Consider the following 24,324-nt stretch of genomic DNA (forward strand, 5'->3'; position numbering starts at 1 on the left):
CAATTCCATAGTTCACCTCCATTTTTACATTGCGAATGTCGGCTATCTGTTTCCATAAATAAGGGATTAGCGATAATGTTAAATAACCGTGAGCAATTGTGGAGCCGAAAGGGCTCGATTTTGCCCTTTCCTGATCAACATGAATCCATTGCGCATCTAGCGTTGCTTCAGCGAATCTATCAATTTGTTGCTGATCTATTTGATGCCATTGTGATGAACCAATTTGGTTTCCTAAATATGCTTTGTATTCTTCAAAATTGTTAACTATAACCATATAATTATTTCGATTTTCAGCCGATCAAACAGCTCATCTATTACTGCTAGGTGAAAGTATAAAAATTTTATGCGATTAGATAAAATTATTTAAAATTCCTTAAAGTTAACAGCTTCCAATTACATCAAAGGTTGAGCGAAAACTTGTGTAGATTCTATCAAATTCTAGATATGGTGCTTGCTTCCCCCAGTTGCATGCCTGATTTATAGTTCTGGCTCTTCTTATTTGTAATATATTTTGCGAACTTGCAATCGCTGGGGCTTCAAATGGAATACGCGAAACTTAAAGATCAAGAACTGACTGCTTTACTTAAAAAGGGCGATGCTTATTCCTACACCGAGATTTTTGAGCGATATAATCGGCTTCTTCTCCGTCATGCTTTTCGCCTCCTTTCAAATGATGAAGAAGCTTATGATGTTGTTCAGGATGTTTTCCTCCATCTCTGGCAAAAGCGAGATGTGATTGAGTTTAACTCTTCACTTTCTGGCTACCTATTTACAGCCGTTAAAAATAGAATCTTCAAATTATTTGCCCATCAAAAAGTTGTACTGCGATATGCTGAATCTATCAGTGCATTTATGATTGAGGGTTATAATATTGTGGAAGATAGCCTTATGGAAAAGGAATTATCAGCTTTAATCGAAAAAGAAATCCAAGCATTACCTGCAAAAATGCGGGAGGTTTTTCTCCTTAACAAAAAAGAAGAACTAACCTACAAAGAAATTGCCGAACGCTTAAATATTACCGACCAAACGGCCAAGCAACAGGTGTACAAAGCCATGAAAATTCTTAAGCCAAAAATTGATGGCTTTTTGACCATATTTCCATTTCTGTAATTTTTTTTCACTCCACGTATGACGATGAACTCAGTTAGGGGTCTTAGCTATATCTTTGGAGATTTACAATGTGACTTAATGTTGGCGCATTAATCTTATCATCCTATTGATTAACCTTATCTCGACTACAAATGAATGAACAGCAAGTTGCTGAACTGATCAGAAAATATAATGAAGGAACCTTAACGCCTAATGAAAAAACGGCTTTAGACATTTGGTACCTAAAATTTGCTTCGGAGAGTACGGCCGAGCTTTCAGAAGATAAAGAAAACCAAATGGTGGCGATGCTAAGATTCAGCCTTCCACTACAACATCAAAAACCGTCTGTTAAATTATGGCCAAGAATTTTGGCTGTGGCCGCACTTTTGGCCATCGTGGTTTCTGTAACTTTTTGGGCCTTGAAAGATAGGGCTTCATACCCAAAATATGCAAATGATATAAAGCCCGGAAAAACCGGTGCTACTTTAACACTTTCAAACGGAAAAAAAATTCGGATTGCTGATATGAAAGTTGGGCAGGTTGCAGTAGAATCTGGTGTAAAGATTTCCAAAACTGCTGATGGAATTATTACCTACGAAGTTATTGCCAATCAGAATAATTTAGCTGGCCAAATGAATACACTCGAAACTTCAGTTGGTGAGCAAGCCCAGGTAAAACTGCCCGATGGAACTTTGGTTTATCTAAACTCTGCTTCCTATTTAAAATATCCATCTTCGTTTGCCAACATTCCGAAACGTAAGGTAGAGTTTTCTGGAGAGGGCTTTTTTGAAGTTTTTAAAGATAAAGCACATCCGTTCAGCGTTAAAACGGCCGGTCAGGTTGTAGAAGTTTTGGGTACTCAGTTTAACATCAATAACTACCCTTACCATTCGGATATTAGAACCACCTTAATTGAAGGAAGCGTTAACTTATCAAATGAGGAAAAACTTTTTAAAATTTTAAAACCCGGGCAACAGGCCAGCGCCACCCGTAAAGGTATTTCGGTAGAAGAAGTTGAAACAGAATATGTTATCGCTTGGCGAAAGGGCTATTTCATGTTTAACAATGAAACATTGGAAGAAATTATGTCTAAACTAGCTACTTGGTATAATATTAAGCCTATTTATAATGATCCAGAACTAAAGAAGAAAGTATTCTTCGGATCTATGAGCAGGTTTGAAAATATCTCAAAAGTGCTCAGCGTAATCGAACGTACAGGTACTGCTCGATTTGAAATTAAGGGCAATCAAATCATCATCAGTAAGAATAAATAAAATCAATCAACCATAAATAAACCAAACCAACTAAAATGAAGATATCAGAAAAAATCCCCTAAACGCAAAAAGGACCTCAATTGCAATCTAGAGTAGGATCTAGCATCAGCAATCAAAGCCCTTTTAAACATCTGCACTGCAGAAACATTGATCAAACAAATTATTTCTTAACCATGGTAGTTGTGCTTGCCGACTAAAACAGCCACAACACCGTACAGATAATCAAAACTAAGCAATATTGTGTGCTTACGCAATATCGACCTATCATTCATCGGGTGCTTAGCTGGTTATCATAAAATGATGAATATGTACAGAAATTTTACTCGAATTATGAAGCTCACCACATTCATTCTGATTGTCTCCATGATGCAAGTAAGTGCTGCTGGATTCGCTCAGCGACTGAACTTAAAACAGAATAATATTTCCCTTGAAAAAGTTTTTTTAGAGGTTCGCAAACAGACAGGTTACGACGTGTTTTTTGAAAACACCAAAATAAAAACATCTTCGCGGATTAATGCCGATTTTCAGCAACGCTACGCTAGAAACAGTAATGAACAAAATTATCGGAACGAATGGATTGTCTTTTACCATTAGCGATAAAACCATTGTACTAAGTGAAAAGGAACCTGGTTTTTTGGATAAAATTACCAATTATTTTAACAGAGCTGATGTAAGAGGACGTGTGGTAGATTCTACAGGTACGCCACTTGCTGGCGCTAATATTCGCCTTAAAAATGGGAAAGCCAATGTGTACACAAATGGTAATGGCGAATTTTCTATGTCTGGTGTAGAGCCAGGTTCCGTTATTGTAATTACCTACATTGGATATTTAACACGAGAGGTTACCGTTACGGCAGAAACAGCAAGCAATTTGCGGATTGTTATGGGTTTTGATACCAATAAACTTGCGGAGGTTGCCGTAATTTCCAATGGTTACCAAACCATAAGTAAAGAACGCTCTGCAGGATCATTTACCGCTGTAGATATGAATGTGGTTACCAACCGAACTACTTCTATGAATGTTTTGCAAAGTTTGGATGGTTTGGTGCCCGGGCTTGTGGTTAACAATGCGCCAAACAGAAGCCAACTGCTTATTCGCGGAATTTCTACCACAGGCGGAACAACAGGTACAGGTACAACCGCCCAGCCTTTATATGTTGTAGATGGATTGGCCGTACCCATTACAACGCCCACTGATAACATTCCAGATATTGTTTTAAGCATAAACCCACAAGATGTAGAAAGCATTACGGTATTAAAAGATGCAACGGCTGCTTCTATTTGGGGTGCTCGTGCGGCCAATGGCGTAATTGTAATTACGACCAAGAAAGGAAAGTTTGGGAGTAAATTGAGGATTAACTATAATGGTTTCGTTAATTTTCAGGGAAAACCCGATTTGGATTACGCCAACTTATTAAATTCTCGTCAGTTTGTAGAAACTGCGAAAGAACTTTTTACACCTGCATATTTTGCACAGTATCCATACGCTACAGTAAATACCGTAACCGGAGGAGGGATTTATCCATTAGATTATCTTTACTACAATAATGGTTTTGCACCTAGTCAAGCGCAACTCGAAGCTTTAGCCAGCACTGATAATCGCCAACAAATTAAGGATTTGCTTTATCGGGATGCCATGCTTAGCAATCATTCCATTTCTATGACGGGTGGAAGTGATAAATATGCTTTCTACGGATCTGCAAGCTACACCAATACCGTAAGTAGTGCGCCCGGAGAAAAAAATAACACCTACAAAATTAATGTTAATCAAGACTTTAAAATCAATAAATTTTTGAGTTTACACCTTTTAACCGATTTTACAAATCTTCGAAGTTCGGGAAAGAGAAATCCTCAATCCAATAGCACCGATATCGATTATTTCTTTACCCCATACCAAATGTTTCAGGATGCGAGTGGCAACAATCTTTCCATTCCGTTTATGACAGGTTATTCTAACGATGTTTTGGCGAATGCTCAAGCAAGAAGCCGCATTAGTTTAGATTATAATCCATTGAATGAATTTGAATATGGAAATACTCAAAGAGACGGCTTATTGGCTCGAATTAATGCCGGCTTTAAGCTAAACCTGATTAAAGGTTTACGTGTAGAAGGAACCTATGGTTATATTAAAGGGAAAAATAAAGTAAGAGATTACGAAAGTCCGCAAAGTTATATTGTACGCAAGGAGGTAGCCACTTTTACGGTAGCTGCAGATCCAACCGTTGTTCCAAAATATTACCTGCCGAGCACCACTTCGCCACTTTCTGGCGGGAGGCTAACGAATCTTAATGGCGAGCAAACCAAGTGGGACATAAGGCATCAATTAATTTACGATCTTAATATTGGGAAACATGCACTTACCGTTTTGGCAGGACAAGAAGCCCAAGAACAATTTTCGAGCAGTACAACAACAAGAGTAAGGGGTTTTGATGATGTGCTGTTAACCTCACAAACTGTAGATTTTGTAACCATTGGAGCTTTGCTTCCAAATACGGTGCTGCCAAATTTTAGCAGTGTAGGGAGTACAATGGTAAATGATTCTTTCTCCACCAATGAAACCACTACTCGTTATACTTCTTATTATGCCAATTTAGGTTATACTTACGATCGTAGATATACGCTGAATGCCAGCTGGCGGAACGATCAAAGTAATTTGTTCGGGAAGGATAAATCTGCGCAGAACAAACCTATTTATGCTTTTGGCGGTAAATGGAGCATTAGCAATGAAGAGTTTATGAAACCCGTAAGTTGGGTACAAGGTTTAGCTTTACGTGCTACTTATGGAATAACGGGAAATTCTCCAGAGGTTGGAATCGCTGCATCTCAAGATATTATTAGAGGTTCAAGCAGTCCATTTTTTCAAGGCAACATCGGCACCACGATTGTTACACCGGGCAATCCAGATTTATCTTGGGAACGTACCGCAACTACCAATTTGGGCTTGGATTTCTCCATTCTAAAAAACCGTTTATCTGCAAGTGTAGATCTTTATAATAAAAAATCTACCAACCTTTTAGGGATTATTTTCCCGAATAGTTTTACGGGTTTTCCACTTGGAATTACCGGAAATCAAGGAAACATCAATAATAAAGGAATTGAGGTAAACCTAAATTCAGAAAACATCAGAGGCAAGAATTTTAATTGGCAAACCCGATGGACTTTCGCTTACAACAAAAGTACCATGGTCGAGATTTCCAACTTTACCCAAGCCACAACAGGAGCAGCGCAAATTAATGCCTCTATTAAATTAGGTTATCCTGCGTATGCCTTATTTGCATATCAATACGGAGGATTAGACAATACCGGTGCTCCACAGGTGATCTTGGCAGATGGCTCGGTAAGTAAAAATCCAACCATTACCAAAGCAGATGATCTTTTATACATGGGTACTCAACAACCCGTATACAATGGAGGTTTAACGAATAATTTTCAATATAAAAACTTTACTCTGTCTGCAAATATGGTTTACAACTTGGGCCATGTAATGAGAAGACCTCGAAACCTTTATTATGGAGGGCAATTTCGTAGAAACGTATCTGTTGATTTCTTAGACCGATGGAAAAATCCTGGTGATGAAGCCTTTACCGATATTCCGGCTTTTAGAACAACCAGTACGCCAGCCGTTGAAACCAATTATTTTACACTTGGTGATGTAAATGTAATCAGCGCATCTTTTGTTAAGCTTCGCGATGTAACCTTGTTTTATGATGTTCCTAAATTCTTGGCAAATAAAATTAAAGCACAGGGCATCACTTTTAGAGCTCAGGTATCCAACGTAATGTTGTGGACTAAAAACAAGTATGGTGTAGATCCCGAATTTTTAGGTGCGTATGCGCCCTCGAATCAGAATACATTCACCATTGGTGCCAATATTTCACTTTAACCATCAAAAGAATAAAATGAAAAATTTATATAACCACACTATAAAGTTCATGCTGGTTGCACTTTTGGTAACCATATTGGGCTCCTGCAAAAAATCTTTCTTGGAGATTTTGCCAAAAGGAAGAATTATCGCTTCGAAAACTACAGATTACGATTTGATGTTGAATAATCTAGACCTTATTAATTCATCCCATGATGGACAATTATACCTAGGTGATGAGGTAGCTGCAATTGAGCCGAATTGGACAGGCGCTGCTTTTAGAGATAAACAGTTGTTTAAATATGAGGGCGATCTTTACACGGCAGATGAAGATGCTAAAGAAACACTTGTTCCGTTAAAGGCATTGTATATCTATAATAAAATCATTAATGAAGTGCCTGAATCAATTGGGGGTACTGAAATAACCAAAAATTCTGTTGAAGCCGAAGCAAGAGTAGGCCGAGCATGGACATATTTTCTATTGATTAATTATTTCGGAAAGCCGTACAATCCAGCTACAGCTAGCACAGATCCTGGTTTTCCTCTAATTACAGAAGCTGATGTAACTCGGACAGATTTTTCCCGCGTGAGTGTACAACAGATCTACGATTTAATTTTAAGTGACCTAAATACCGCCATTCCGAACTTAATTAATACAGGTGTGGTTTGGCGTGGTAGAATTTGCAAAGCAACCGCTAAAGGATTATTAGCAAAAGTTTATATGTCTATGGGTAAATTTGCAGAAGCGCTTCCTTTATTAAACGAATCTATTAGCGGTGTTACAGGCCCAGGTGCTGCGGTTACGGTTAGTCTTTATAATTACAATACCGCTTTCCCAGGATTTCCCACAGCTGTTAACGACTTCGAAAGCTTATATACCAAAAACACAAATAATGCACTCCTATCTACGGCAAGTAGAGTATTTTGGCTCACGCCAGAAGCATCGGCATTATTCGATCCAGCCGACCTGCGCTTAAATGCAACAAATTATACTTCTACTACTTTTCCTAATGGCGTAAAACTCCTTAAAAGGATTGGTGGAAGTACTACAAATTTGGGCGTACGTTTATCTGATTTGTATTTAATGCGAGCCGAAGTAAAAGCAAGACTTGATGATTTACCCGGAGCCGTTAATGATGTTGTTTTTTTACGCCAAAATCGCTTACCAGCCGGAAAACAGGGTGTACCAACAGCAATTGCAGGCTCAAAAATGCCGCTTATCCAATTTATTTTAGAAGAGCGCATTCGCGAATTTGCCATGCAAGGCCACCGTTGGTTCGATATGCGCAGATTATCAGTTGATCCATTATTTACTAATTCAGCTTACCAGCACAAGGTTTACAATACAACTGGCGTAGTGTCAGAAACCTATGCCTTAAAACCCGAACGCTTTGTGTTTCGCTTCTCTCCAAAAGCAATGGGCGAAAACCCAAGCTTAGTTAATAACCCTTAACCAAAGATCTAAACAGGCATGAGCATAGTTTATACCGCTCATGCTTGTTGTTAAATACTTAAACATGAAAAAAATAATGTTATTGATGATGCTTCTACCTTTTATGGCGGCAGCTCAGAAAAGCTATACCTTATCAGGAAACATTCCGAAATTAAAAGAGCCTGCTAAAGCTTACCTGGTTACTTTACAGAACGGTGCGTGGAAAGAAACAGATTCAATTGAGATAAAAAACGGAAAATTTCAGTTCGTTGGAACTGTTGATGAACCGCAACAAGCCCTTTTGGCTGTTAAGCGACTTGGCACACCGAAACCTAAATCTGATAGAGATAACCTGGGATTTTTTATAGAAAATTCTAAAATTTCCTTTAATGGAACAGATTCAATTCAAAACGCAACCATCACAGGATCGGTATCAAATCAGGAAAGTCGGGCGTTGGAGGCCTTAACAAAGCCTTTAACAAATAAGATTATGCAATTGAATAATAAATATTCAAAGTACAATAAAAACCCAATTAATGCTGCACCAGAAGAACGTAAAAAAGCTTCGGATACGGTAATGAACTTGGTTGCGGAAATTAAAAGTATCAAGCTAAATTTTGTTAAATCACACTTGAATTCTTTTATGGGTTTGTATACGTTTTACTATTCCATTCTCGATTCTAAATTTGTTCCTATTGAGGTTGAGCCGTTATTTAATCAATTTTCAGCAGCCCTAAAATCGTCGCCATTGGGCACAAAAACGATTGAGAAAATAGAGATTGGCAAACGCAGACAGACGGGAATTGCAGCAACAGATTTTACTCAGAATGACCTTGATGGAAAACCATTCAAACTTTCATCACTTAGAGGAAAGTATGTGCTTGTAGATTTTTGGGCAAGCTGGTGTGCTCCATGCAGAGCTGAAAACCCGAATGTAGTAAAAGCATATACCGCACTAAAAGATAAAAATTTTGAGATTGTAAGTGTTTCGCTAGATTATCCGGGGAGTGAAAAAGCATGGGCTAATGCCGTTAAAACCGATGGAATGCCTTGGATCCACGTAAGTGATCTTAAAGGATGGAAAAATGAAGTTGCACAGATGTATGGCATTAATTCGGTACCCCAAAATATTCTGGTAAACCCAGATGGATTGATCGTTGCCAAAAACCTAAGAGGCGAAAACTTATTAGAACAGCTTAAAACATTTATCAAGTAATCAGCATTATATGAAACTTAAAATAATTATTGGAGCGCTATTGGCGCTATCAACTACTGTAGCTTTTGCTCAAGATCCATTCAAGATTACAGGAAATCTTCCTCAGGCTGGAGCAGAAAAAATGATCTTATTGAGTTATGTAAATCAAGATGGAAAGAGTGTAAAAGACAGCGCATTGGTACAAGACGGAAAATTTACCATTAGTGGAACTACGGCTTTTGGCAATAAGGCATATTTAACATTGATGCCAGTAAAAAGAGAACCAAAGGCAAGAAATACAGATTATGTAGATTTCTATTTAGAAAAGGGCAACTATAAGGTGGTTGGAAAAGATAGCCTAAGTAATGCTTCCATAACCGGAACAAAAGTTCAGAGCGATTATTTGGAATACAACGCCCAAACGGCAAATTTGCTGGCTCAGTTTAAAGAAATAAGTGCTCGCTTTGCCAAAGTTTATTATGCAAAAGTGAAAGATACTGTTACCATTAAAGCCATCCAGGCAGAGGCACGCCCGGTGCATGCTAAAATAGAAGCTGCTTTAGATTCCTTTATCTTCAGTCACCCTGATTCTTACGTTACGGCCGATTTGATCCTAGTAAATAGAATGATGGTTATTGATGTTATCAAATTCGAGCCCTATTATAATGTCTTGAGCAAAAGAGTACTTTCTAGTTTTGCAGGCAAAAAAATAACCGATAAATACTTAAAGGCAAAACAGTTTGCTGTAGGGAAAGTGATCGACTTTACACTTCCTGATGCCAAAGGAAACGAATTTAAGCTTTCATCCTTAAAAGGAAAATACGTTTTGGTTGATTTTTGGGCAAGTTGGTGCGTTCCTTGTCGTGCAGAAAATCCTTATTTATTAAAGGCCTATGCTGAACTTAAAGATAAGAACTTTGAAATTGTGGGCGTTTCGTTAGATGATAAAAGAGCAAACTGGTTAAAAGCTGTTGAAATAGATAAGTTACCCTGGACTCAGGTAAGCGATGTGAAAGGTTTCCAAACTGAGGTGGCTGTGCGATTTGGCATTACGGCCATTCCACAAAATGTTCTGCTCAATCCTGAAGGAAAAGTGATTGCAAAAGATTTGAGAGGTGAAGATGTAAATGCAAAAATTGCGGCTTACATAAAATAGGAATGTTTAAACTTCGCAAGCTATTTTGGCTTGCGGAGTTTTAATGGTACAAGCTCAAAATTGTTGAATAGCAATTAAGGCTTTTTCAGGTAATCAATTGCTGGGCCTACAACAACTTTTCATAATAAATCAGTAACTCTTAAATATACAATTAGGCGCTGATTATTCATAAAAAATTGGTCTATAAATTTTTATTATAATATTGATAATCAGTGCTTTTTGAGAGAAAAATACAAATTTTAACTATTTCCGGTCAACAATATTATCCGATAGATTGATGCGTTTTTCCCCAAAATTGTGCAGCTTAAAAAGAGATTCTGTAGATTATAGAGTATCGAGATTTTCAAGGTAATAATTTGCCCGCTGTAAAACAGAAGCCTTTAGCTCAGCATCCATTTTATCCCAAATTCGATAAACCATCGAGAGCCGAGGATTGTGCTGAAGTTTGGCCCTATGGCGGTCGTGAAAATCCCAGTACAAACTATTGAAAGGGCAAGAATTTTCACCAGTTTTATCCTGGCGATTATATCCACAATCATCACAATAGTTGCTCATTTTATGAATGTAATTTGCGGTGGCTGCGTAAGGCTTGGTGCCAATAATTCCACCGTCAGCGTACTGGCTCATACCTCTTGTATTGGTAATTTCGACCCACTGGATCGCATCAATATAAATTCCTAAATACCAAAAATCCACATCATCAGGGTTAATGCCAGCAAGCAATGCAAAATTACCGGTAATCATAAGGCGCTGAATGTGGTGCGCATAAGCAAAATTTAACGATTGCGAAATGGAATGTTTCAGGCAGTTCATTTTTGTGTTTCCCGTCCAATACCATTCAGGGAGTTTTGTTTGATGATTAAAATAATTTAGTTTTTCGAATTCGGGCATCTTCATCCAGTAAATGCCACGCATGTATTCTCTCCATCCCAAAATCTGTCTGATAAAACCTTCCACTTGGTTAAGGCCAATCGATTTATCTTTTTTCCAATACGCCAGTGCAGTATCCACCACCTCTTTTGGTGAGATTAATTTGGTATTCATGCTGAATGATAGACGGGAGTGATAGAGCGACCATTCGTCTGTATGCATCGCATCTTGAAAAGTTCCAAATAGTGGCAGGCAATTTTTGCAGAAATAGCTTAGGAGTTCAAGCGATTGGGATCTGTTTATTGGCCATTGCAGATTTTCAGGATGGATATTGCCAATCGTTTGGATTTTGCCAGCCAATAAGCGGCCATGTTGTTTCCTCACATCATTATTAAACAATAATGGGAAATTGGGTTTATGGTTTTTTGGAAGTTTCTTTCGGTTCTCAACATCAAAATTCCATTTTTCACCATCTGGTTTATCGTCGTTTTGAATTAATATTCGATGCTTCAATCGCATTGCTCTGTAGAAACTTTCCATCACGAATTCTTTCTTGCCCGAAAAAAAATCAGTCAATTCATTTCTGCTTGTGTAGAAATGTTCACTATCAAAACAACGCCAGCTGATTTTAAGTTTAGTGCAAAGAGCATTCATTTCTTGATCGAGTCTGTATTCATCGGGCAATTGATATTGAAATTCTTCGATATCGAACTTCTCAATTAAATCCTGAATGTTCTCCGAAAAGTTTTGTTTGTTGTTTTCGTGATCCAGATGCAGATAAAGTGTTTCAAAGCCTTTGCTATTAAGGGTCTCTGCAAAGTTTTCCATGGCAGCAAAAAAGGCACATGCTTTTTGAATGTGGTGCCAAACATAATCGGTTTCCGACTTTACTTCCATAATTACATGAAGTGTTGAGGGAGAATCTTCCAGAAACCAAGAATGTTGCAGATTGAGCTGGTCGCCGAGGATTAACCTCAATACTTTATATTTTTTTTTCATTTCTACAGCGGTTATCACTATAAATTAATAAATATTTCCTGTTACGGTTTAGGTTTTAATCTAGTAGCGTAATTTATGGATTTAAGCGAATTCCCTAACCTCAAATTATAGAAAATTTTAATGTTTTCTGCTTAATTTTTCAAAAAATAAAAGCCCATCTTTCGATGAGCTTCTAATCTTTATTATTATCTGGAACTTCAGTTTTCTTAATTACCAGAAGTATGAATTGTTAATTAGATGCTGCAAATTCCTCTGCGCTTAATACTGTTGTAGTAAGAGAAACTTCGATATTTCCTCTGGTAGCATTAGAATATGGACAAACTTGATGCGCCTTTTCCACTAATGCATTCGCTGTTTTCTGATCAACATCTGGAACATTTACCGCTAAGGTAACCACCAAAGCAAAGCCTCCAGCATTATTGGAGCCAATACCAACTTGCGCTTTTACGGCAGTTATTCCAGTTGTTGCCTTTTCGTTTTTGATTACATGATTAAGTGCACTATCAAAACAGGCCGAATAACCTGCAGCAAATAATTGTTCGGGATTGGTATATGCACCCCCTGAACCGCCTAACTCTTTTGGCATTCTTACTTCTAAATCCAGTACCTGATCTGAAGATGCTACGTGTCCATTTCTGCCGCCTGTAGCGGTTGCTATTGCTGTATAAATTGCTTTTACTGACATGATTATATTAATTGTTATTGATTGTTTTTCTTTGTTCTTTCTAGTATAATATTAATGCTATCTCGTAACGATCCCATTTCTTCGAGGGTTAAGCCTAAGCTGCATTTAAAGGATTCTGGCACTGAAATAGCCTTTTCTTTTAAGCTTGCACCAATTTTGGTTAAGCTGATGTTGACTACTCTTTCATCTTCCTTACTTCTTATGCGGGCAATCAGCTTTTTACCTTCCAACTTTTTTAGCAAGGGGGTTAAGGTTCCAGAATCTAGTAATAGTTTTTCGCCAATTTCTTTTACAGATAATTGCTGATGTTCCCACAATACCAACATCACCAGATATTGAGGGTAAGTAAGGTCTATTCCATCTAAAATTGGCTTATAGTGCGCTGTCAAAACCCTCGATAGGGCATATACAGGAAAACATGCTTGATTTTCTAATTTTAAATAATCCATTTTTTCTAATTGGTAAGCAAATATATATTGTATAATATTAAATTGTATAAAATTTAATATTACTTGACATTATTATTGCATTTGTATGAGATGGAGCAATTTTTCGTGCTCAAGATCTAATACATTAATAATTCTATAACTTCAATACTTTATTATTAATCTAAACCAAGGTGTTCAAATTCGATTCGATGTGTGCCCTTGCCATTTTCTGAAACTCTTCAGGCGTTTGTCCTGTTTGTTTCTTAAAGAATCTGCTGAAGTATGGCCGATCGCTAAAGCCCAGCTCGTAGGCAATCTCTTTGATGGTAATTTCGCTATGGATAATCTTTCTCTTTGCCTCTAGGATAATTCGGTCGTGAATAATCTGGGTCCCGGTTTTATCGAGTTTTTCCTTTAATATTTGGTTGAGCCTTTTAGAACTGATTCCAAGTTTCCCGGCATAAAAATCAATATTGGTTACGGTCTGGAAATTACCCTCTAACAGCATTAAAAATTCATAAACCCGCTTTTGGTGAGTGTCATGTCCTGTAAATTCAAGCTCTTTTACCGAGATTAGTTTTAAAAGGAAAACCTTAAGCAAAGCTTTCATCATCTCGTAATTGTTTCCCTTTTGATACTCGCTTTCCATAATGCGGTAAATGTTGCCAAGTTCTTTGGCCGCATCATCGCTTAGCCTAAGGCAAGAAAACTCACCTTGAACATTGAAGATCCTGAAAAGATCCAACAGGAAATCTTTATCTTCTTCTTCCAGCATGGAACGCTTGAAAGAAATAAGCTCACCATTTTTCCCAGCCTTGTTGAGCTGATGCACCCGATAAGGCGGAATTAGATATACCCAATCTCCCTTAATCCGGTATGCCGGGTCTGCTATGCCGTGAAGGGGATCCTCATTTTTTAGCCATACAATCTCAAAGAAATCCTTTCTACCCGGATCGTTTAGATAGCTTGGTGGGCAGTTGTTCAGATTGCGGATGTAGAGCACCGCTTTTTCAAGTCCCAAAGTATTTTCAGCATTCATATTGCAAAGATAGGTGCTTAAAAGGATTGGGGTTGGATTAATGGATAATTATGGTGGACAATTCGGAAATCTATATTTTATAGAGGTATCATTATGACTTTTTATCTATAAAGTTTCCAGATAGTCCCACTAAATGCGCTGTTTGTGTAAAGGCAGGTGCTATTTGCTAAGCTACCTTTGGCCCAGAAGAAATAATGATATGAAAACAGAGGGAATTGAAATGTTGCACCTGGATTTTCAGCAACTGAATTGGGAGTTGCAATTGAATCTGGATTTGATACTAGAAGAAAACTTAAAGCTTGCCAAGAAAATTGATACGGAAAATCTAGTTCCATTAATTAATTCTATCCAGCATTCAGAAAGGATATTTTTGATTGCTGCGGGGCGATCGGGCTTCGCTCTTAGGGGCGCCGCAATGAGATTGATGCACCTTGGATTGACCGTTTATTTTGTTGGCGATACCACTACGCCTGCCATTAAAAAAGGAGACTTACTCATCGTTGGTTCAGGATCAGGAACTACAGCTTCGATGGTAAGGGCTGCGGAAAAGGCCTTGTCAGTTGGGGCAAAAGTTATCGCAATCACAACGGCACCAGAATCTGATTTGGCAAAACTGGCCTTCCATACCGTTATTATACCGGCAGCCGGGAAGCAGGAGTCTGGCAGTAGCAAATCCAAACAATACGCAGGGAGCCTTTTCGAGCAGTTCTTATTCCTATTAATGGATGTTGTTTTTCAATCGCTTTGGAAAATTGACGGAACACCAGCAGAAGTACTTTGGGAGCGCCACGCAAATCTTGAATAACACTAAAAACTAAATCATATTAATTTTAAATACATACAATCATGGCAAAATTACAAGTAGCAATAGATTTATTAACTACAAAAGAAGCATTGGCACTGGCAGCAAAAGTTGCGCCTTATGTTGATATCATAGAATTGGGTACTCCACTGATCAAAAATATGGGATCAACGGTAATTACCGCAATGAAAAACGCACATCCAGACAAACTGGTATTCGCTGATCTTAAAACTGCCGATGCAGGAGAGCTTGAAGCAGATATCGCCTTTAAGGCAGGAGCAGATTTGGTAACCGTTATGGGTGCTGCAGGAAATGCAACTATTATTGGTGCAGTTAAAGCAGCAAAAGCACATAACAAAGGTGTTGTTGTAGATACAATTGGTTATCCAGATCGCGTAAAAAGAGCGCAAGAAGTTACAGCACTTGGTGTTGAATTTGTAGAACTACACGCAGGTTTGGATGAGCAGTGGACTGCTGGATATTCGATCCAAGTATTAATTGATGAAGCTGCAAAAGTTGGCGTTCCAGTTTCTGTAGCTGGCGGTGTAAATATTGATAACGTTGCCGCAGTTGTAAAAGCAGGTGCAATTGTTGTGGTTGCGGGTGCAGCAATTTACGGAGCTGAAGACCCTGCTGCGGCAGCCAAAGCACTTCGTGAGGCAATAGATGCAGCGTAGTTTAACCGAAGCAAAATGTAAATCCTAACAAGTAACTGTTTAAATTTCGAACGAATATTTTTATTGGTTCGGGGAGACACGAATCAAGGCGTGGTACTTACAACTAAAATTAAAATAAACGAGATATTTTAAAACAGTGTCTAAGCGTTTTTAATGAAAATAAGAAAGCCTTAAAAATTCAATTTTTAAGGCTTTTTTGGTATCTGCTATATTTTAATGGAAGTTGCAAATATTTTAAAATTTAAAGCAACATAAGGGTTTTCTCGATTGTTTCCTTTAATTGAAAAGCACACCAGCCTAATTAAAGGAATGCCTAAATTCCATTGGCGAGAGGCTGGTTTTGGTTTTGAATAGCTTACTGAAAGATTGCAAATGTTCAAAACCCAGTTCATAAGCGATTTCGCTGACCGTTAAATTCGTTGTAGATAGCTTTTCCTTGGCCAGCTCGATTAGCTTATTGTGCAAATGTTGCTGTGTATTTTGTCCGGTTAGAGATTTAAGCAGACTACTCAAATAACCTGCAGATATATTTAAGTTTTCAGCAATGTAGGTAACGCTGGGCAAGCCCTGTTTGGCCAGTGTACCATTGTTGAAATAAGCTGATAGCAAATCTTCCAGCTTGATTAATATTTCATGATTCGCAATCTTCCTAGTGATGAACTGGCGTTGATAAAACCTTTCCGAATAAGTTAACAAGAGTTCCAATTGGGCAATGATTACGCTTTGGCTAAATCGATCAATATTGGCATAATATTCCTGTTCAATATTTTGAGCGATGTTAGAAAGCATAGTTTCTTCCTTTTCTGATAAATAGAGCGCCTCGTTAACCGAATAATTAAAGAATTCATATTGCTTAATTGCTTTAGCCAATGGTGTGTTCCACAAAAAATCGGGGTGAATCAATATCATCCAGCCTTCAGGGCGGTGGAAGATGGCATCCTTTTCGATTTCCATACCAAAAACCTGACCTGGAGACATAAAAAATAATACGCCTTCATCAAAATCACTGGTTTGCTGGCCATATTTAAATCTGGCATTCTGCACCCTTTTCATCGAAATAGAATAAAAGTCGTAAATCAAACTAAAAGAACCCTCCGCAAGAGGTCTATTTAGGTCGTGCATGTGTACCAGGCTAATTAATGGGTGTGCAGGTTTGGGTAATCCCGCTGCTCGGTGATATTCTGTAATCGTATTAAAATGGAAAAGCTGATTATTGTTCATCGCTAGTTTAAAGTTCGTTAATTTTTATGATAAGCTGTGGCAAACTCTTGAGCAAAATCAACAAGTTTTACCTTGCCCATTTTAGGGTTGTTGTGATGAAAGTTTTCTAGGGTTTTACCGCTGTGCATGGCCGCTTGCATTTCTACCAGCAATTCAGCCAGTTTTTCAGGTAATTTGGCCATTTTCAATCCCTGGAGCATTTCCTTATCCGATAGCAGTACCCATTTTAACCATGGCTTGCCCACGGCAGTCCCAATAATTTTTGCCGCTTCATTACAGGTCATTTCCTCGCTACCCACATAACGGATGGTTTGCTCTTTGGGTAATAATAGCAATTCCTCAGCCACTGCATCAGCTATATCTTTTGGCGATACAAAAACAATCCGGTCATCCCCACCATAATTCCCCATCAACAGGCCGGTTTTGCCTGTTATTAAAGCCCGTAGACCTAAATATCTTAGTGTTAGAAATTTGCCAATAAATCCTTTGCCTTTAATCATATCCATAGATTGATAGAAGTTGGTGTAAAAAGCTCCCGGTCTCATAATCGTAACTGATGCGTCTAATCCATCGAATGCATGCTCAATATTTTCACCTTTAACTAAATCTGCCGACCATCCGCTTAAGAAAACAATACGTTTGGTTTTTGTTTCTTTTAGTGCTTCTGCATAATTTTGGCTAATGCGATGAAAATATTCTTCAAGGTTAGGTTCTGTAAAGCTGAGCGGAATCATCGCATAAACCGCATCTGCGCCGCTGAAGGTATCGGTCAAAAATTTTACATCGAATAGAGAGCCAATTGCGGGTATTGCCCCTAGATTTTCAATTGTTGCTTGTTTTTTTTGGTCACTACTCACCACGGTTACGGTATGGCCCTGTTTAACTAATATTTCTACCAGTGGCTGGCTGATATTCCCTAAGGAACCAGTTACAATAATTTTCATCTTTTGAATAAGTTTTGAATGGTAATGAGGCTATCAACAAACTGACAGCCCCCATAGCTTCTTAGTTGTTATAAATGCCTTTTTCAATATCGTTAAGCAGGGTTGGGTGCTTTGGAATCCAATTTAAATGCTCTTGCGTCCATCTGCTTGATGCCGGACAATCTATCGAAGCCATTTGTGCGAACCATCCAAAGTACTCACTGGCTTCTTCTGGTGCAATTGATTTTACAGGCAGGCCCAGCTGTTTACCAATGGCTTCGGCAATCGATTTAACAGTAATAGCCTCTTCGGCACAAGCATGATATCTGGCGCTCGGTGTTGCATTCTCCAAAGCTAGGCGGAATAAATGAGCAGCGTCAAGCCGATGTACGGCATTCCACCTGTTCTGTCCCTCGCCAATATATGCTGAAAAACCTTTTTCTCTGGCGATACTAACCAGAATTGGGATAAAACCATGTTGGTCATCCTTCCCGTGTACAGATGGCGACAGGCGAATAACCGATGCTCGAATACCCTGGGTGGCTACAGCATCTGCTGCCTGTTCAGAAGCACGAGGCCACGCAGGATTAAATGGAGGGATGATATCTTCGGTGGCTAGCTTTCCTGGGTTAACCAAGGCTGTGCCTGACGTAACAATGAATGGGCGATCAGAATTTGCTAGAACACTACCGATGGCTTCAATGGCGATTTTATCTACCTCGCAAACTTCGGCAAAGCGGGTAAAATCATGAATAAAACCGGCATGGATTACGCCGTCGGATTGGGCAGCACCACTTCGTAAACTGTCTAAATCTTCGAGATCGCCACGGTGAACTTCTGCACCTGCTGTAATTAGCTTTTGGGCAGATGCATCTGAACGAGCCAGCCCCAAAACTTGATGGCCAGCATTTATTAGTTCTTGTACAATGGCAGTACCAATGAAGCCTGTGGCTCCGGTGACAAATATGCGCATAATTGATTTTTTTTGTTTCTACAAAGAAGGGGCATTTTGGCAAAGCATATTTATCCAAATCTGTGTTTGGTTTAGCCAAAATCGGGAAAATAAGGTATACACACCCTCAACGAATATTATATGTGAAATATTCATATTTAATACCCAAATCAACCTAATTAGTTTATTAAATGTGTTTCAATCACAAACTATTTAATTTTCAAAAGACTAGATTGTTCTGTTTTGCGGAGACACGAATGAAGACACCAAGCTTTTATAACTTAGAGACAGATACAGTTGAAAGTAAAATAAACGGTGCATTTTAAATAGTTTAAGTGTTTGCAGGTTTTTATTAATTTTACTGAGTGATCTATGTTTTGCTGAAAATTATGGAACATCAGGAAGTAAGAATGATACAAAAATAAATAGTTTAGCCGGTTTTAACCTTTTGAGGATGGATACAGGAACAAAAAATAGTAGCAGTATAAAAGTCTTTTCCCTTAAAGGATATAAGGATTCTCTGTGTGGAAAAATGCTCAAATTAATCAGTGTTACATTCTTTTTGAGTATTGCAACGTCCTGTAATTCACAAACTGATCTAGAGTCGTTAAGTTTTGATCAGGACATTTCCAAGGTTATTGAAAACCATAAAGAATTTAGAAAAAATACTGGTGGCAGTAATGGATTGAAAGCGTACTCATCTAGTGATTTGGATGGATTTAAAATTGGAAGTGCTCAAATTTCAACCTATGAATTGCCAAAAGGAAATGCTTCTGACCATAGCGATTTGTGGATTTTTATAGATAATTACAATTCAAAAAAATTTCTTGGATATTCATACTCATCTGCAAATGAAGATGAAAGTAAAAAAGTATTAAACTATTTAAAATCCAAATACAAAAGGTTTGTAACCAACACAGATAAAACACATGGCGATTTCTATTTTTGGGATCTTCCTGAGCTTAACAAATGGATTTTTGTAGATCAGGCTAATTCTATAAATCATATCCAAACAACATTCACTGTCGTAAAAAGAGGCTTGCGGGTAGAGAATTCTACTAATAAAAGTGTATTTACAATTTATGATGTTTATAAAATGATGAATCCAGATGTGCTAAAATAATTTAAACCAATATCCCTAATGGTAAAGCAAAAGAATTTGAATATTATGAAAAGTGTAGCAGCATTATTATTAGTCATGATTCTGTGCAGTTGCAATTCAAAAAATACAGATAACGAAAACAAAATAATTGGAAAATGGGTTGGGGAGATCATCATCCCAAAAACCGGAAAGTCTGTAGGGAAAATGTATTTAGAATTTACAAAGGATGGTGATTTTTTTCAGAAGACAGGAGAAGGGAAAGCTCAGGTTGTTTCAAAATTATCTTACAGAATTGGCAAGGATAAAATTTTTTATAAAGGTAATATTACTGGAAATAAAGAATTTGATTCCAATTATCATTTTAGAGATGATGTTTTAGTGATGGAAGTTGGTGGAGCGCATATCGATTATAAAAGAATTGAAAATTAGCTCTAGTGTTTGTTTGATATAGCTATAAACCGTTTAAGTATGATGAAGAGAAAGATTTTATTAAAATAAATTTACATGGAAAAAAACAGGAAATCTTTAAGAAGTAATCTCGAGCTTGTATCCTTTTCCTCTGATCACAACAATATTGATATTCGGATCAAGCTCCAGTTTTTTTCTAAGTTTTGAGATGAACATATCCAGACTACGCCCTACAATAACACCTTCATCCTCCCAGATTTCTTTTTGTAGTCGGCTTCTTTCTATAGTTTCGTTAGGAGACAATGCAAAAATCTGCAATACACGAGTTTCTGTTCCTGTCAGGTCTATTGTTTTTTTATTTATGATGAGTTTCCGATTCTTCGGATCGAAGAGCACCGAACCCAAAGTGAGGTAGCCAGGATCCTGGCCGTTAGGCATGGACCGACTAGGCTTAACAGATCTCAAAAAAATAAAACCAACAAAAGCAAAAAAGGATAAACCGCCTAAAAAATATCCATTCTTTGCTGTAATTATTCCACTTGGTTTAAATTTAACATTGATCATATAACATGCTCTGGGTTGCACTCTTCCTTTGCAAGTTATAATATCGTCTTTCTTATTTTTTGATATAGCATATCCATAAGCTACACTGGAGTTGCCACATTTTATTACGTTAACAACATAATCGCTTGTGAGCGGGTCTTTGTCTAATAAACGTTGAGTGGTATTCACCAAAGAATCTGGTTGAAAAGTTAGCTCATGCTCAAAACTAATCTGATACTCATTTTCAGCAATCTTTTTTACTGGAAGAACCCTTGATGTACTGTCGCCCGACTGTAAGAGCAGTTCATGCCCAACTCTGCGGAGTAAAATTTCTCTTCTTGCGATAGCAAAATCATCACTACCTGTCATAGTAAAAGCTACACAGATTACAGACACAAATAAGAGGAATAACAATCCGTACAGGTATTTGCTTTTTCCGGAGAGGCGATTTCGGCTAAAATGCATAGTGTCAAGTTTTTATTTACAAAGTTTACATTTTTATTTACAATCCAAGTTACTCACGCCGAAAAATATCAAAGTAATTTTGCTGAGTCAATTTTGATAGCATCCGAAAAATAAAGGTATGTCTTATCCGATCTGGCTTACAAAGTGAATCTATATTTAATTTATTAAAACCACAAAAATTATGAAAAAAGTAATTTATGCGCTGATGTTACCACTGGTTGTGGTGAGCGGACTAGTATTTGCTAATCTTAAAATCAAGAATGAAACTACAAATAAGCTGTCCCCAAAACCGCTTTCTGTTGCTGAAAGGAAAGCCCAAATGAAGAAATGGGAGGCTACCGCTGATGGTGTAAATTATAAAAAATGGGAGGCTTCTCCCAAAGGTAAAAAAGTGCTTACCAGTGCTGCTAAAATAAAGAATCATATAAGTGCTTTTACCAATATGGAGGCTGTTATAACGTCTCTTTCCCTTCCTCCAGGATCAAGATTAGGTTTCGGTGTTATGGCCAGGATTAATGGTGATGATTATATTATAAATTTTGAGCCGGAAAAGTCTCAACTTGAGCAATTGCACAGCTTAAAAGTTAACGATAAAATAATGATAAAAAGCCATAGCGTATCTTATGCGCCTAAGTATTCATATCCAATAGTATCGGGCGAATATGTAGAACGAGATGGTAAAGAAATTTTTAAACGTATCCCCCGCAAAGGCGGTTGCTGAGTAAATAAGTTAATTTATTAATCAATGTAATCTCTCAAGTATGAACACCAAGCTATCAACCGCTTACTTCATTTTAATTATTGCTTCTTTCTGTTTCGGTTGCCGTGGATCTGTAACAGCGGAAAAGAAAAATAATACATCGGCAAGTTCCTTATCCTTACATTTTGGGGATGAAAAATATGTTATAATAGATTCTACGGAAAGCGTTATTAGGTGGAAAGGATCTAACACATTTGGTTCAAACAGTCACACGGGGTATATCTATATATCAAAAGGAGAATTGAGGTTTGAAAACAATCAACTTGTGGGTGGTGCAGTTGAAGTAGATATGAATACGATTGAAGATAAGGCCCATAAGAGTAATAACGAACTTGTTGATCATTTAAAAAGCACAGATTTTTTTGATGTTAAAAAATTTCCCTTTGCTATTATTGCAATTACCAAGGTAGTATCAAAAAATGCCGAGGATAAAGAGGTTACAGGAAACTTGACTATGAAAGGTATTACAAAAACGGTCACTTTTCCAGTCAAAATAGAAGTGAAGGATGTAATTATCAAAGCAAATGGCAAGCTGGTCATTGATCGAACAGAGTGGGGGATTCTTTATAAATCAGAAAAACTCTTCAATTTAGCGGATAAGGCTATTTCGGATTCCATCAAATTTCAAATAAATATTGTAGCAAAAAAATAAACGGTAGAATTATATAATCTAGTCGTGCGTATTCAATGTTATTAAGTTAGGGAGAAAAAAGCTCAGGCTGCAATAAAAATCCCTAACTTAATCGCATTGATCGTGTTTCGCTAAGGCCAAAAATTCAATTTTAAGTTTGTGCATTTTGGAGCGAAATGAATCAGCATTTTGGATAGAAAACACTAGCGCTTTTGAAATAATCCAAATAAAGAAAATCCAGAAAAATGTTTACATTGTAAAATCATTTTGCCAGACATTTCATATTATGCAAAATGGAAATTTTTAATCATATGGAAAAGAAAAAAGACAAAGTAGAAGAGGTATCTGCAGCAACAAAAACAGTTCAAAAGAGATTACCAAGAAAAAAGAAAAAGATGGGCAACAGTGGTGGTAAAGCTGGCTAATCTATCTCATTTAATAAATCGATCAACCCTAACAATCACAATTATGGCTAAAAAAGCAGAATCTTCAGAACAAGAAAAACTAGCAGTTGCACAGAAACGTTTGCCACGCAAAAAGAAAAAAATGGGTAAGAGCGGTAAAATCGGAGGATAGCACTAATTTGATATGGAAAATACCATAGGGAAGCCAAAGGCAAAAGGCGGAAAACCTAAAGCCATTCAAGATTCAAGAAGTTTTAAAGTAACCGATTATCTGACTATCAACCATATTAAATTTCCTGATGCACACGACTGGACAACAGTGAAGAAAAGTGAATGGGGCATATTCGGGAACGACAGTTTAAACAATTGTACCTGTGCCGCTGCTGGCCACATGATTAAATGTTGGACAGCCAACGCCGGTGCAGAGTTTGAAATTACGCAAGAAGCGATTTTAAACACTTACATCACACTCTCTAAATACGATCCCATCACGCATAAAAATAATGAAGGGGTGTTTATGATTGATGCCTTAAAATACTGGCGTAAAAATGGAATTGATCAGCATCGAATCCGAGTATTTGCAACCGTGCCGTTTGATCGCCGTGAAATTGTAAAAGCCTCAATTTATCTTTTTGGTGGTATCTATGTTGGTCTTCTGCTTCCCAAAAGCAGTGAACATCAAAAAATCTGGGAAGTTAATCCTGGCGGGCTGACAGGTGATAACGAACCCTATTCTTTGGGTGGGCATGCCGTCGCCATCCTCGGCTATGATGAAAAGTATCTCACCTGCATTACTTTGGGGCAGGAAAAGAAAATGACATGGGATTTCTGGGAAACCTATAATGATGAAGCTTATGCCATCATTACTCAAGATTTTATGATGGGCGAGAAAAATCCTTTGGGCCTCAATCTCGAGGCTATGGAGCAAGACTTAATGAAGCTTACGCAGGAGAAGATCAGGCTTGCCAAACGTTTAGCTCAAGGAAAACCGGAAAAATATTAAACGAATATGATCGAACTCATCAGACAGCTTATGTTAGCTGAGGTGAAAATAGCGCCAGAAATTATCAACCGAATTTGCAACCAGGCGATCCCGAAACCACATTACGATTTAGTTTACAGCCTAACTTATAATCAGTTAGATCCAAAAACAGAAGATCTGATTGATTTGATGGAAGAATATGGTTTGATGAAGGGGCATCATATTATGGAAATCATGGCTGGCAATGGTTATGAAAGTAATGAAATAGCCAAGAGTTTCCCAGATAATTATTATAGCTGTTTGGACAATGCCAGTTATTTTTCTCCTTTTTCTGGATTCAATTATCTTAGTGCATATACCAATAAATTTGACCCCCTTTCGCCAATTTTAAATTGACCCCCAGAGTTGTTGCTTGAAAAAAGCAG

The 24,324-nt window shown here is 37.7% G+C and carries 24 protein-coding genes; 15 read left to right on the forward strand and 9 right to left on the reverse strand.

Annotated features, from left to right (window positions below; translation table 11 throughout):
• On the reverse strand, positions 1-274 hold a 274-nt coding region (locus H7U22_RS21180), incomplete at its 3' end, for a MaoC family dehydratase (protein WP_187073343.1).
• Between the two features lie 266 nt (positions 275-540).
• On the opposite strand from H7U22_RS21180, the gene H7U22_RS21185 reads away from it, so the two are divergent.
• The 7 genes from H7U22_RS21185 to H7U22_RS21215 all read left to right on the forward strand — a co-directional run bounded on the left by H7U22_RS21185 (position 541) and on the right by H7U22_RS21215 (position 10,008).
• On the forward strand, positions 541-1,110 hold the full coding sequence (locus H7U22_RS21185) for an RNA polymerase sigma factor (RefSeq protein WP_187073344.1): 570 nt from the start codon (positions 541-543) through the stop codon (positions 1,108-1,110).
• Positions 1,111-1,241: 131 nt separating this feature from the next.
• On the forward strand, positions 1,242-2,363 hold the full coding sequence (locus tag H7U22_RS21190; protein ID WP_187073345.1) for a FecR family protein: 1,122 nt from the start codon (positions 1,242-1,244) through the stop codon (positions 2,361-2,363).
• A 306-nt stretch (positions 2,364-2,669) separates the two neighbouring features.
• Positions 2,670-2,957, forward strand: coding sequence for a hypothetical protein (locus tag H7U22_RS21195; RefSeq protein WP_187073346.1), 288 nt, complete (start codon positions 2,670-2,672; stop codon positions 2,955-2,957).
• The gene (locus H7U22_RS21200; protein WP_187073347.1) at positions 2,914-6,246 is read left to right on the forward strand and encodes a SusC/RagA family TonB-linked outer membrane protein; all 3,333 of its coding nucleotides are present in this window, start codon (positions 2,914-2,916) and stop codon (positions 6,244-6,246) included. Before H7U22_RS21195 ends, H7U22_RS21200 begins: the two co-directional genes overlap by 44 nt.
• Before the next feature lie 16 nt (positions 6,247-6,262).
• Positions 6,263-7,678: a RagB/SusD family nutrient uptake outer membrane protein gene (locus H7U22_RS21205; protein WP_187073348.1), complete on the forward strand. Its 1,416-nt coding sequence runs from the start codon at positions 6,263-6,265 to the stop codon at positions 7,676-7,678.
• A 64-nt stretch (positions 7,679-7,742) separates the two neighbouring features.
• Positions 7,743-8,873, forward strand: a complete 1,131-nt coding sequence (locus tag H7U22_RS21210) for a TlpA disulfide reductase family protein (protein ID WP_187073349.1) — start codon at positions 7,743-7,745, stop codon at positions 8,871-8,873.
• 10 nt (positions 8,874-8,883) lie between these two features.
• Positions 8,884-10,008 carry a TlpA disulfide reductase family protein gene (locus H7U22_RS21215; protein WP_187073350.1) on the forward strand — a complete coding sequence of 375 codons (1,125 nt, stop codon included), beginning with the start codon at positions 8,884-8,886 and terminating at the stop codon, positions 10,006-10,008.
• 324 nt (positions 10,009-10,332) lie between these two features.
• Here the strand turns inward: H7U22_RS21215 and H7U22_RS21220 are convergent, their stop codons facing one another.
• From H7U22_RS21220 to H7U22_RS21235, 4 genes are all read right to left on the reverse strand, one after another.
• Complete coding sequence (locus tag H7U22_RS21220; RefSeq protein WP_187073351.1) at positions 10,333-11,877, reverse strand: cryptochrome/photolyase family protein; 1,545 nt, start codon at positions 11,875-11,877, stop codon at positions 10,333-10,335.
• Between the two features lie 229 nt (positions 11,878-12,106).
• The gene (locus H7U22_RS21225) at positions 12,107-12,562 is read right to left on the reverse strand and encodes an organic hydroperoxide resistance protein (protein WP_187073352.1); all 456 of its coding nucleotides are present in this window, start codon (positions 12,560-12,562) and stop codon (positions 12,107-12,109) included.
• 14 nt (positions 12,563-12,576) lie between these two features.
• Entirely contained in the window at positions 12,577-13,011 is a 435-nt protein-coding gene (locus tag H7U22_RS21230) for a MarR family winged helix-turn-helix transcriptional regulator (protein WP_187073353.1), read from the reverse strand.
• 160 nt (positions 13,012-13,171) lie between these two features.
• Positions 13,172-14,029 (reverse strand): helix-turn-helix domain-containing protein, encoded by an 858-nt coding sequence (locus H7U22_RS21235; RefSeq protein WP_187073354.1) that lies wholly within the window; start codon positions 14,027-14,029, stop codon positions 13,172-13,174.
• A gap of 199 nt (positions 14,030-14,228) precedes the next feature.
• Between H7U22_RS21235 and hxlB the strand changes: the two genes are divergently transcribed.
• Together hxlB and hxlA are read left to right on the forward strand one after the other, a co-directional pair.
• A complete protein-coding gene (hxlB, locus tag H7U22_RS21240; RefSeq protein ID WP_248284824.1) occupies positions 14,229-14,834 on the forward strand; it encodes a 6-phospho-3-hexuloisomerase in 606 nt (201 codons plus the stop codon).
• A gap of 41 nt (positions 14,835-14,875) precedes the next feature.
• Complete coding sequence (hxlA, locus tag H7U22_RS21245; protein ID WP_187073355.1) at positions 14,876-15,508, forward strand: 3-hexulose-6-phosphate synthase; 633 nt, start codon at positions 14,876-14,878, stop codon at positions 15,506-15,508.
• A gap of 297 nt (positions 15,509-15,805) precedes the next feature.
• Here hxlA and H7U22_RS21250 read toward each other — a convergent pair whose 3' ends face one another.
• From H7U22_RS21250 to H7U22_RS21260, 3 genes are all read right to left on the reverse strand, one after another.
• Positions 15,806-16,729, reverse strand: coding sequence for a helix-turn-helix domain-containing protein (locus tag H7U22_RS21250; RefSeq protein WP_187073356.1), 924 nt, complete (start codon positions 16,727-16,729; stop codon positions 15,806-15,808).
• A gap of 17 nt (positions 16,730-16,746) precedes the next feature.
• On the reverse strand, positions 16,747-17,673 hold the full coding sequence (locus H7U22_RS21255) for an SDR family oxidoreductase (RefSeq protein WP_187073357.1): 927 nt from the start codon (positions 17,671-17,673) through the stop codon (positions 16,747-16,749).
• A gap of 61 nt (positions 17,674-17,734) precedes the next feature.
• Positions 17,735-18,625: an SDR family oxidoreductase gene (locus tag H7U22_RS21260; RefSeq protein ID WP_187073358.1), complete on the reverse strand. Its 891-nt coding sequence runs from the start codon at positions 18,623-18,625 to the stop codon at positions 17,735-17,737.
• Positions 18,626-19,058: 433 nt separating this feature from the next.
• Here H7U22_RS21260 and H7U22_RS21265 point away from each other — a divergent pair, with 433 nt between their 5' ends.
• A complete protein-coding gene (locus tag H7U22_RS21265; protein ID WP_187073359.1) occupies positions 19,059-19,727 on the forward strand; it encodes a hypothetical protein in 669 nt (222 codons plus the stop codon).
• Positions 19,728-19,772: 45 nt separating this feature from the next.
• Positions 19,773-20,135: a hypothetical protein gene (locus tag H7U22_RS21270; RefSeq protein ID WP_187073360.1), complete on the forward strand. Its 363-nt coding sequence runs from the start codon at positions 19,773-19,775 to the stop codon at positions 20,133-20,135.
• Between the two features lie 96 nt (positions 20,136-20,231).
• Here H7U22_RS21270 and H7U22_RS21275 read toward each other — a convergent pair whose 3' ends face one another.
• Positions 20,232-21,122, reverse strand: a complete 891-nt coding sequence (locus H7U22_RS21275) for a winged helix-turn-helix domain-containing protein (protein WP_187073361.1) — start codon at positions 21,120-21,122, stop codon at positions 20,232-20,234.
• A 181-nt stretch (positions 21,123-21,303) separates the two neighbouring features.
• On the opposite strand from H7U22_RS21275, the gene H7U22_RS21280 reads away from it, so the two are divergent.
• The 4 genes from H7U22_RS21280 (at position 21,304) to H7U22_RS21295 (ending at position 24,295) form a co-directional block, all read left to right on the forward strand.
• The gene (locus tag H7U22_RS21280; protein WP_187073362.1) at positions 21,304-21,843 is read left to right on the forward strand and encodes a hypothetical protein; all 540 of its coding nucleotides are present in this window, start codon (positions 21,304-21,306) and stop codon (positions 21,841-21,843) included.
• Positions 21,844-21,883: 40 nt separating this feature from the next.
• On the forward strand, positions 21,884-22,534 hold the full coding sequence (locus H7U22_RS21285) for a YceI family protein (RefSeq protein ID WP_187073363.1): 651 nt from the start codon (positions 21,884-21,886) through the stop codon (positions 22,532-22,534).
• Positions 22,535-23,101: 567 nt separating this feature from the next.
• Entirely contained in the window at positions 23,102-23,920 is an 819-nt protein-coding gene (locus tag H7U22_RS21290) for a C1 family peptidase (protein WP_187073364.1), read from the forward strand.
• Between the two features lie 6 nt (positions 23,921-23,926).
• Positions 23,927-24,295 carry a hypothetical protein gene (locus H7U22_RS21295; RefSeq protein ID WP_187073365.1) on the forward strand — a complete coding sequence of 123 codons (369 nt, stop codon included), beginning with the start codon at positions 23,927-23,929 and terminating at the stop codon, positions 24,293-24,295.
• Positions 24,296-24,324: the final 29 nt, after the last annotated feature.

It is taken from the genome of Pedobacter fastidiosus (genome assembly GCF_014306625.1).
GTDB classification, from domain to species: Bacteria; Bacteroidota; Bacteroidia; order Sphingobacteriales; family Sphingobacteriaceae; genus Pedobacter; species Pedobacter fastidiosus.

What these genes read in the sequence shown, in the direction of transcription:
- H7U22_RS21185 (WP_187073344.1), top strand. Translation starts at nt 541, where the DNA reads ATGGAATACGCGAAACTTAAAGATCAAGAACTGACTGCTTTACTTAAA.
- H7U22_RS21190 (WP_187073345.1), top strand. Translation starts at nt 1,242, where the DNA reads ATGAATGAACAGCAAGTTGCTGAACTGATCAGAAAATATAATGAAGGA.
- H7U22_RS21195 (WP_187073346.1), top strand. Translation starts at nt 2,670, where the DNA reads ATGTACAGAAATTTTACTCGAATTATGAAGCTCACCACATTCATTCTG.
- H7U22_RS21200 (WP_187073347.1), top strand. Translation starts at nt 2,914, where the DNA reads ATGAACAAAATTATCGGAACGAATGGATTGTCTTTTACCATTAGCGAT.
- H7U22_RS21205 (WP_187073348.1), top strand. Translation starts at nt 6,263, where the DNA reads ATGAAAAATTTATATAACCACACTATAAAGTTCATGCTGGTTGCACTT.
- H7U22_RS21210 (WP_187073349.1), top strand. Translation starts at nt 7,743, where the DNA reads ATGAAAAAAATAATGTTATTGATGATGCTTCTACCTTTTATGGCGGCA.
- H7U22_RS21215 (WP_187073350.1), top strand. Translation starts at nt 8,884, where the DNA reads ATGAAACTTAAAATAATTATTGGAGCGCTATTGGCGCTATCAACTACT.
- H7U22_RS21220 (WP_187073351.1), bottom strand. Translation starts at nt 11,877, where the DNA reads ATGAAAAAAAAATATAAAGTATTGAGGTTAATCCTCGGCGACCAGCTC.
- H7U22_RS21225 (WP_187073352.1), bottom strand. Translation starts at nt 12,562, where the DNA reads ATGTCAGTAAAAGCAATTTATACAGCAATAGCAACCGCTACAGGCGGC.
- H7U22_RS21230 (WP_187073353.1), bottom strand. Translation starts at nt 13,011, where the DNA reads ATGGATTATTTAAAATTAGAAAATCAAGCATGTTTTCCTGTATATGCC.
- H7U22_RS21235 (WP_187073354.1), bottom strand. Translation starts at nt 14,029, where the DNA reads ATGAATGCTGAAAATACTTTGGGACTTGAAAAAGCGGTGCTCTACATC.
- hxlB (WP_248284824.1), top strand. Translation starts at nt 14,229, where the DNA reads ATGAAAACAGAGGGAATTGAAATGTTGCACCTGGATTTTCAGCAACTG.
- hxlA (WP_187073355.1), top strand. Translation starts at nt 14,876, where the DNA reads ATGGCAAAATTACAAGTAGCAATAGATTTATTAACTACAAAAGAAGCA.
- H7U22_RS21250 (WP_187073356.1), bottom strand. Translation starts at nt 16,729, where the DNA reads ATGAACAATAATCAGCTTTTCCATTTTAATACGATTACAGAATATCAC.
- H7U22_RS21255 (WP_187073357.1), bottom strand. Translation starts at nt 17,673, where the DNA reads ATGAAAATTATTGTAACTGGTTCCTTAGGGAATATCAGCCAGCCACTG.
- H7U22_RS21260 (WP_187073358.1), bottom strand. Translation starts at nt 18,625, where the DNA reads ATGCGCATATTTGTCACCGGAGCCACAGGCTTCATTGGTACTGCCATT.
- H7U22_RS21265 (WP_187073359.1), top strand. Translation starts at nt 19,059, where the DNA reads ATGGATACAGGAACAAAAAATAGTAGCAGTATAAAAGTCTTTTCCCTT.
- H7U22_RS21270 (WP_187073360.1), top strand. Translation starts at nt 19,773, where the DNA reads ATGAAAAGTGTAGCAGCATTATTATTAGTCATGATTCTGTGCAGTTGC.
- H7U22_RS21275 (WP_187073361.1), bottom strand. Translation starts at nt 21,122, where the DNA reads ATGCATTTTAGCCGAAATCGCCTCTCCGGAAAAAGCAAATACCTGTAC.
- H7U22_RS21280 (WP_187073362.1), top strand. Translation starts at nt 21,304, where the DNA reads ATGAAAAAAGTAATTTATGCGCTGATGTTACCACTGGTTGTGGTGAGC.
- H7U22_RS21285 (WP_187073363.1), top strand. Translation starts at nt 21,884, where the DNA reads ATGAACACCAAGCTATCAACCGCTTACTTCATTTTAATTATTGCTTCT.
- H7U22_RS21290 (WP_187073364.1), top strand. Translation starts at nt 23,102, where the DNA reads ATGGAAAATACCATAGGGAAGCCAAAGGCAAAAGGCGGAAAACCTAAA.
- H7U22_RS21295 (WP_187073365.1), top strand. Translation starts at nt 23,927, where the DNA reads ATGATCGAACTCATCAGACAGCTTATGTTAGCTGAGGTGAAAATAGCG.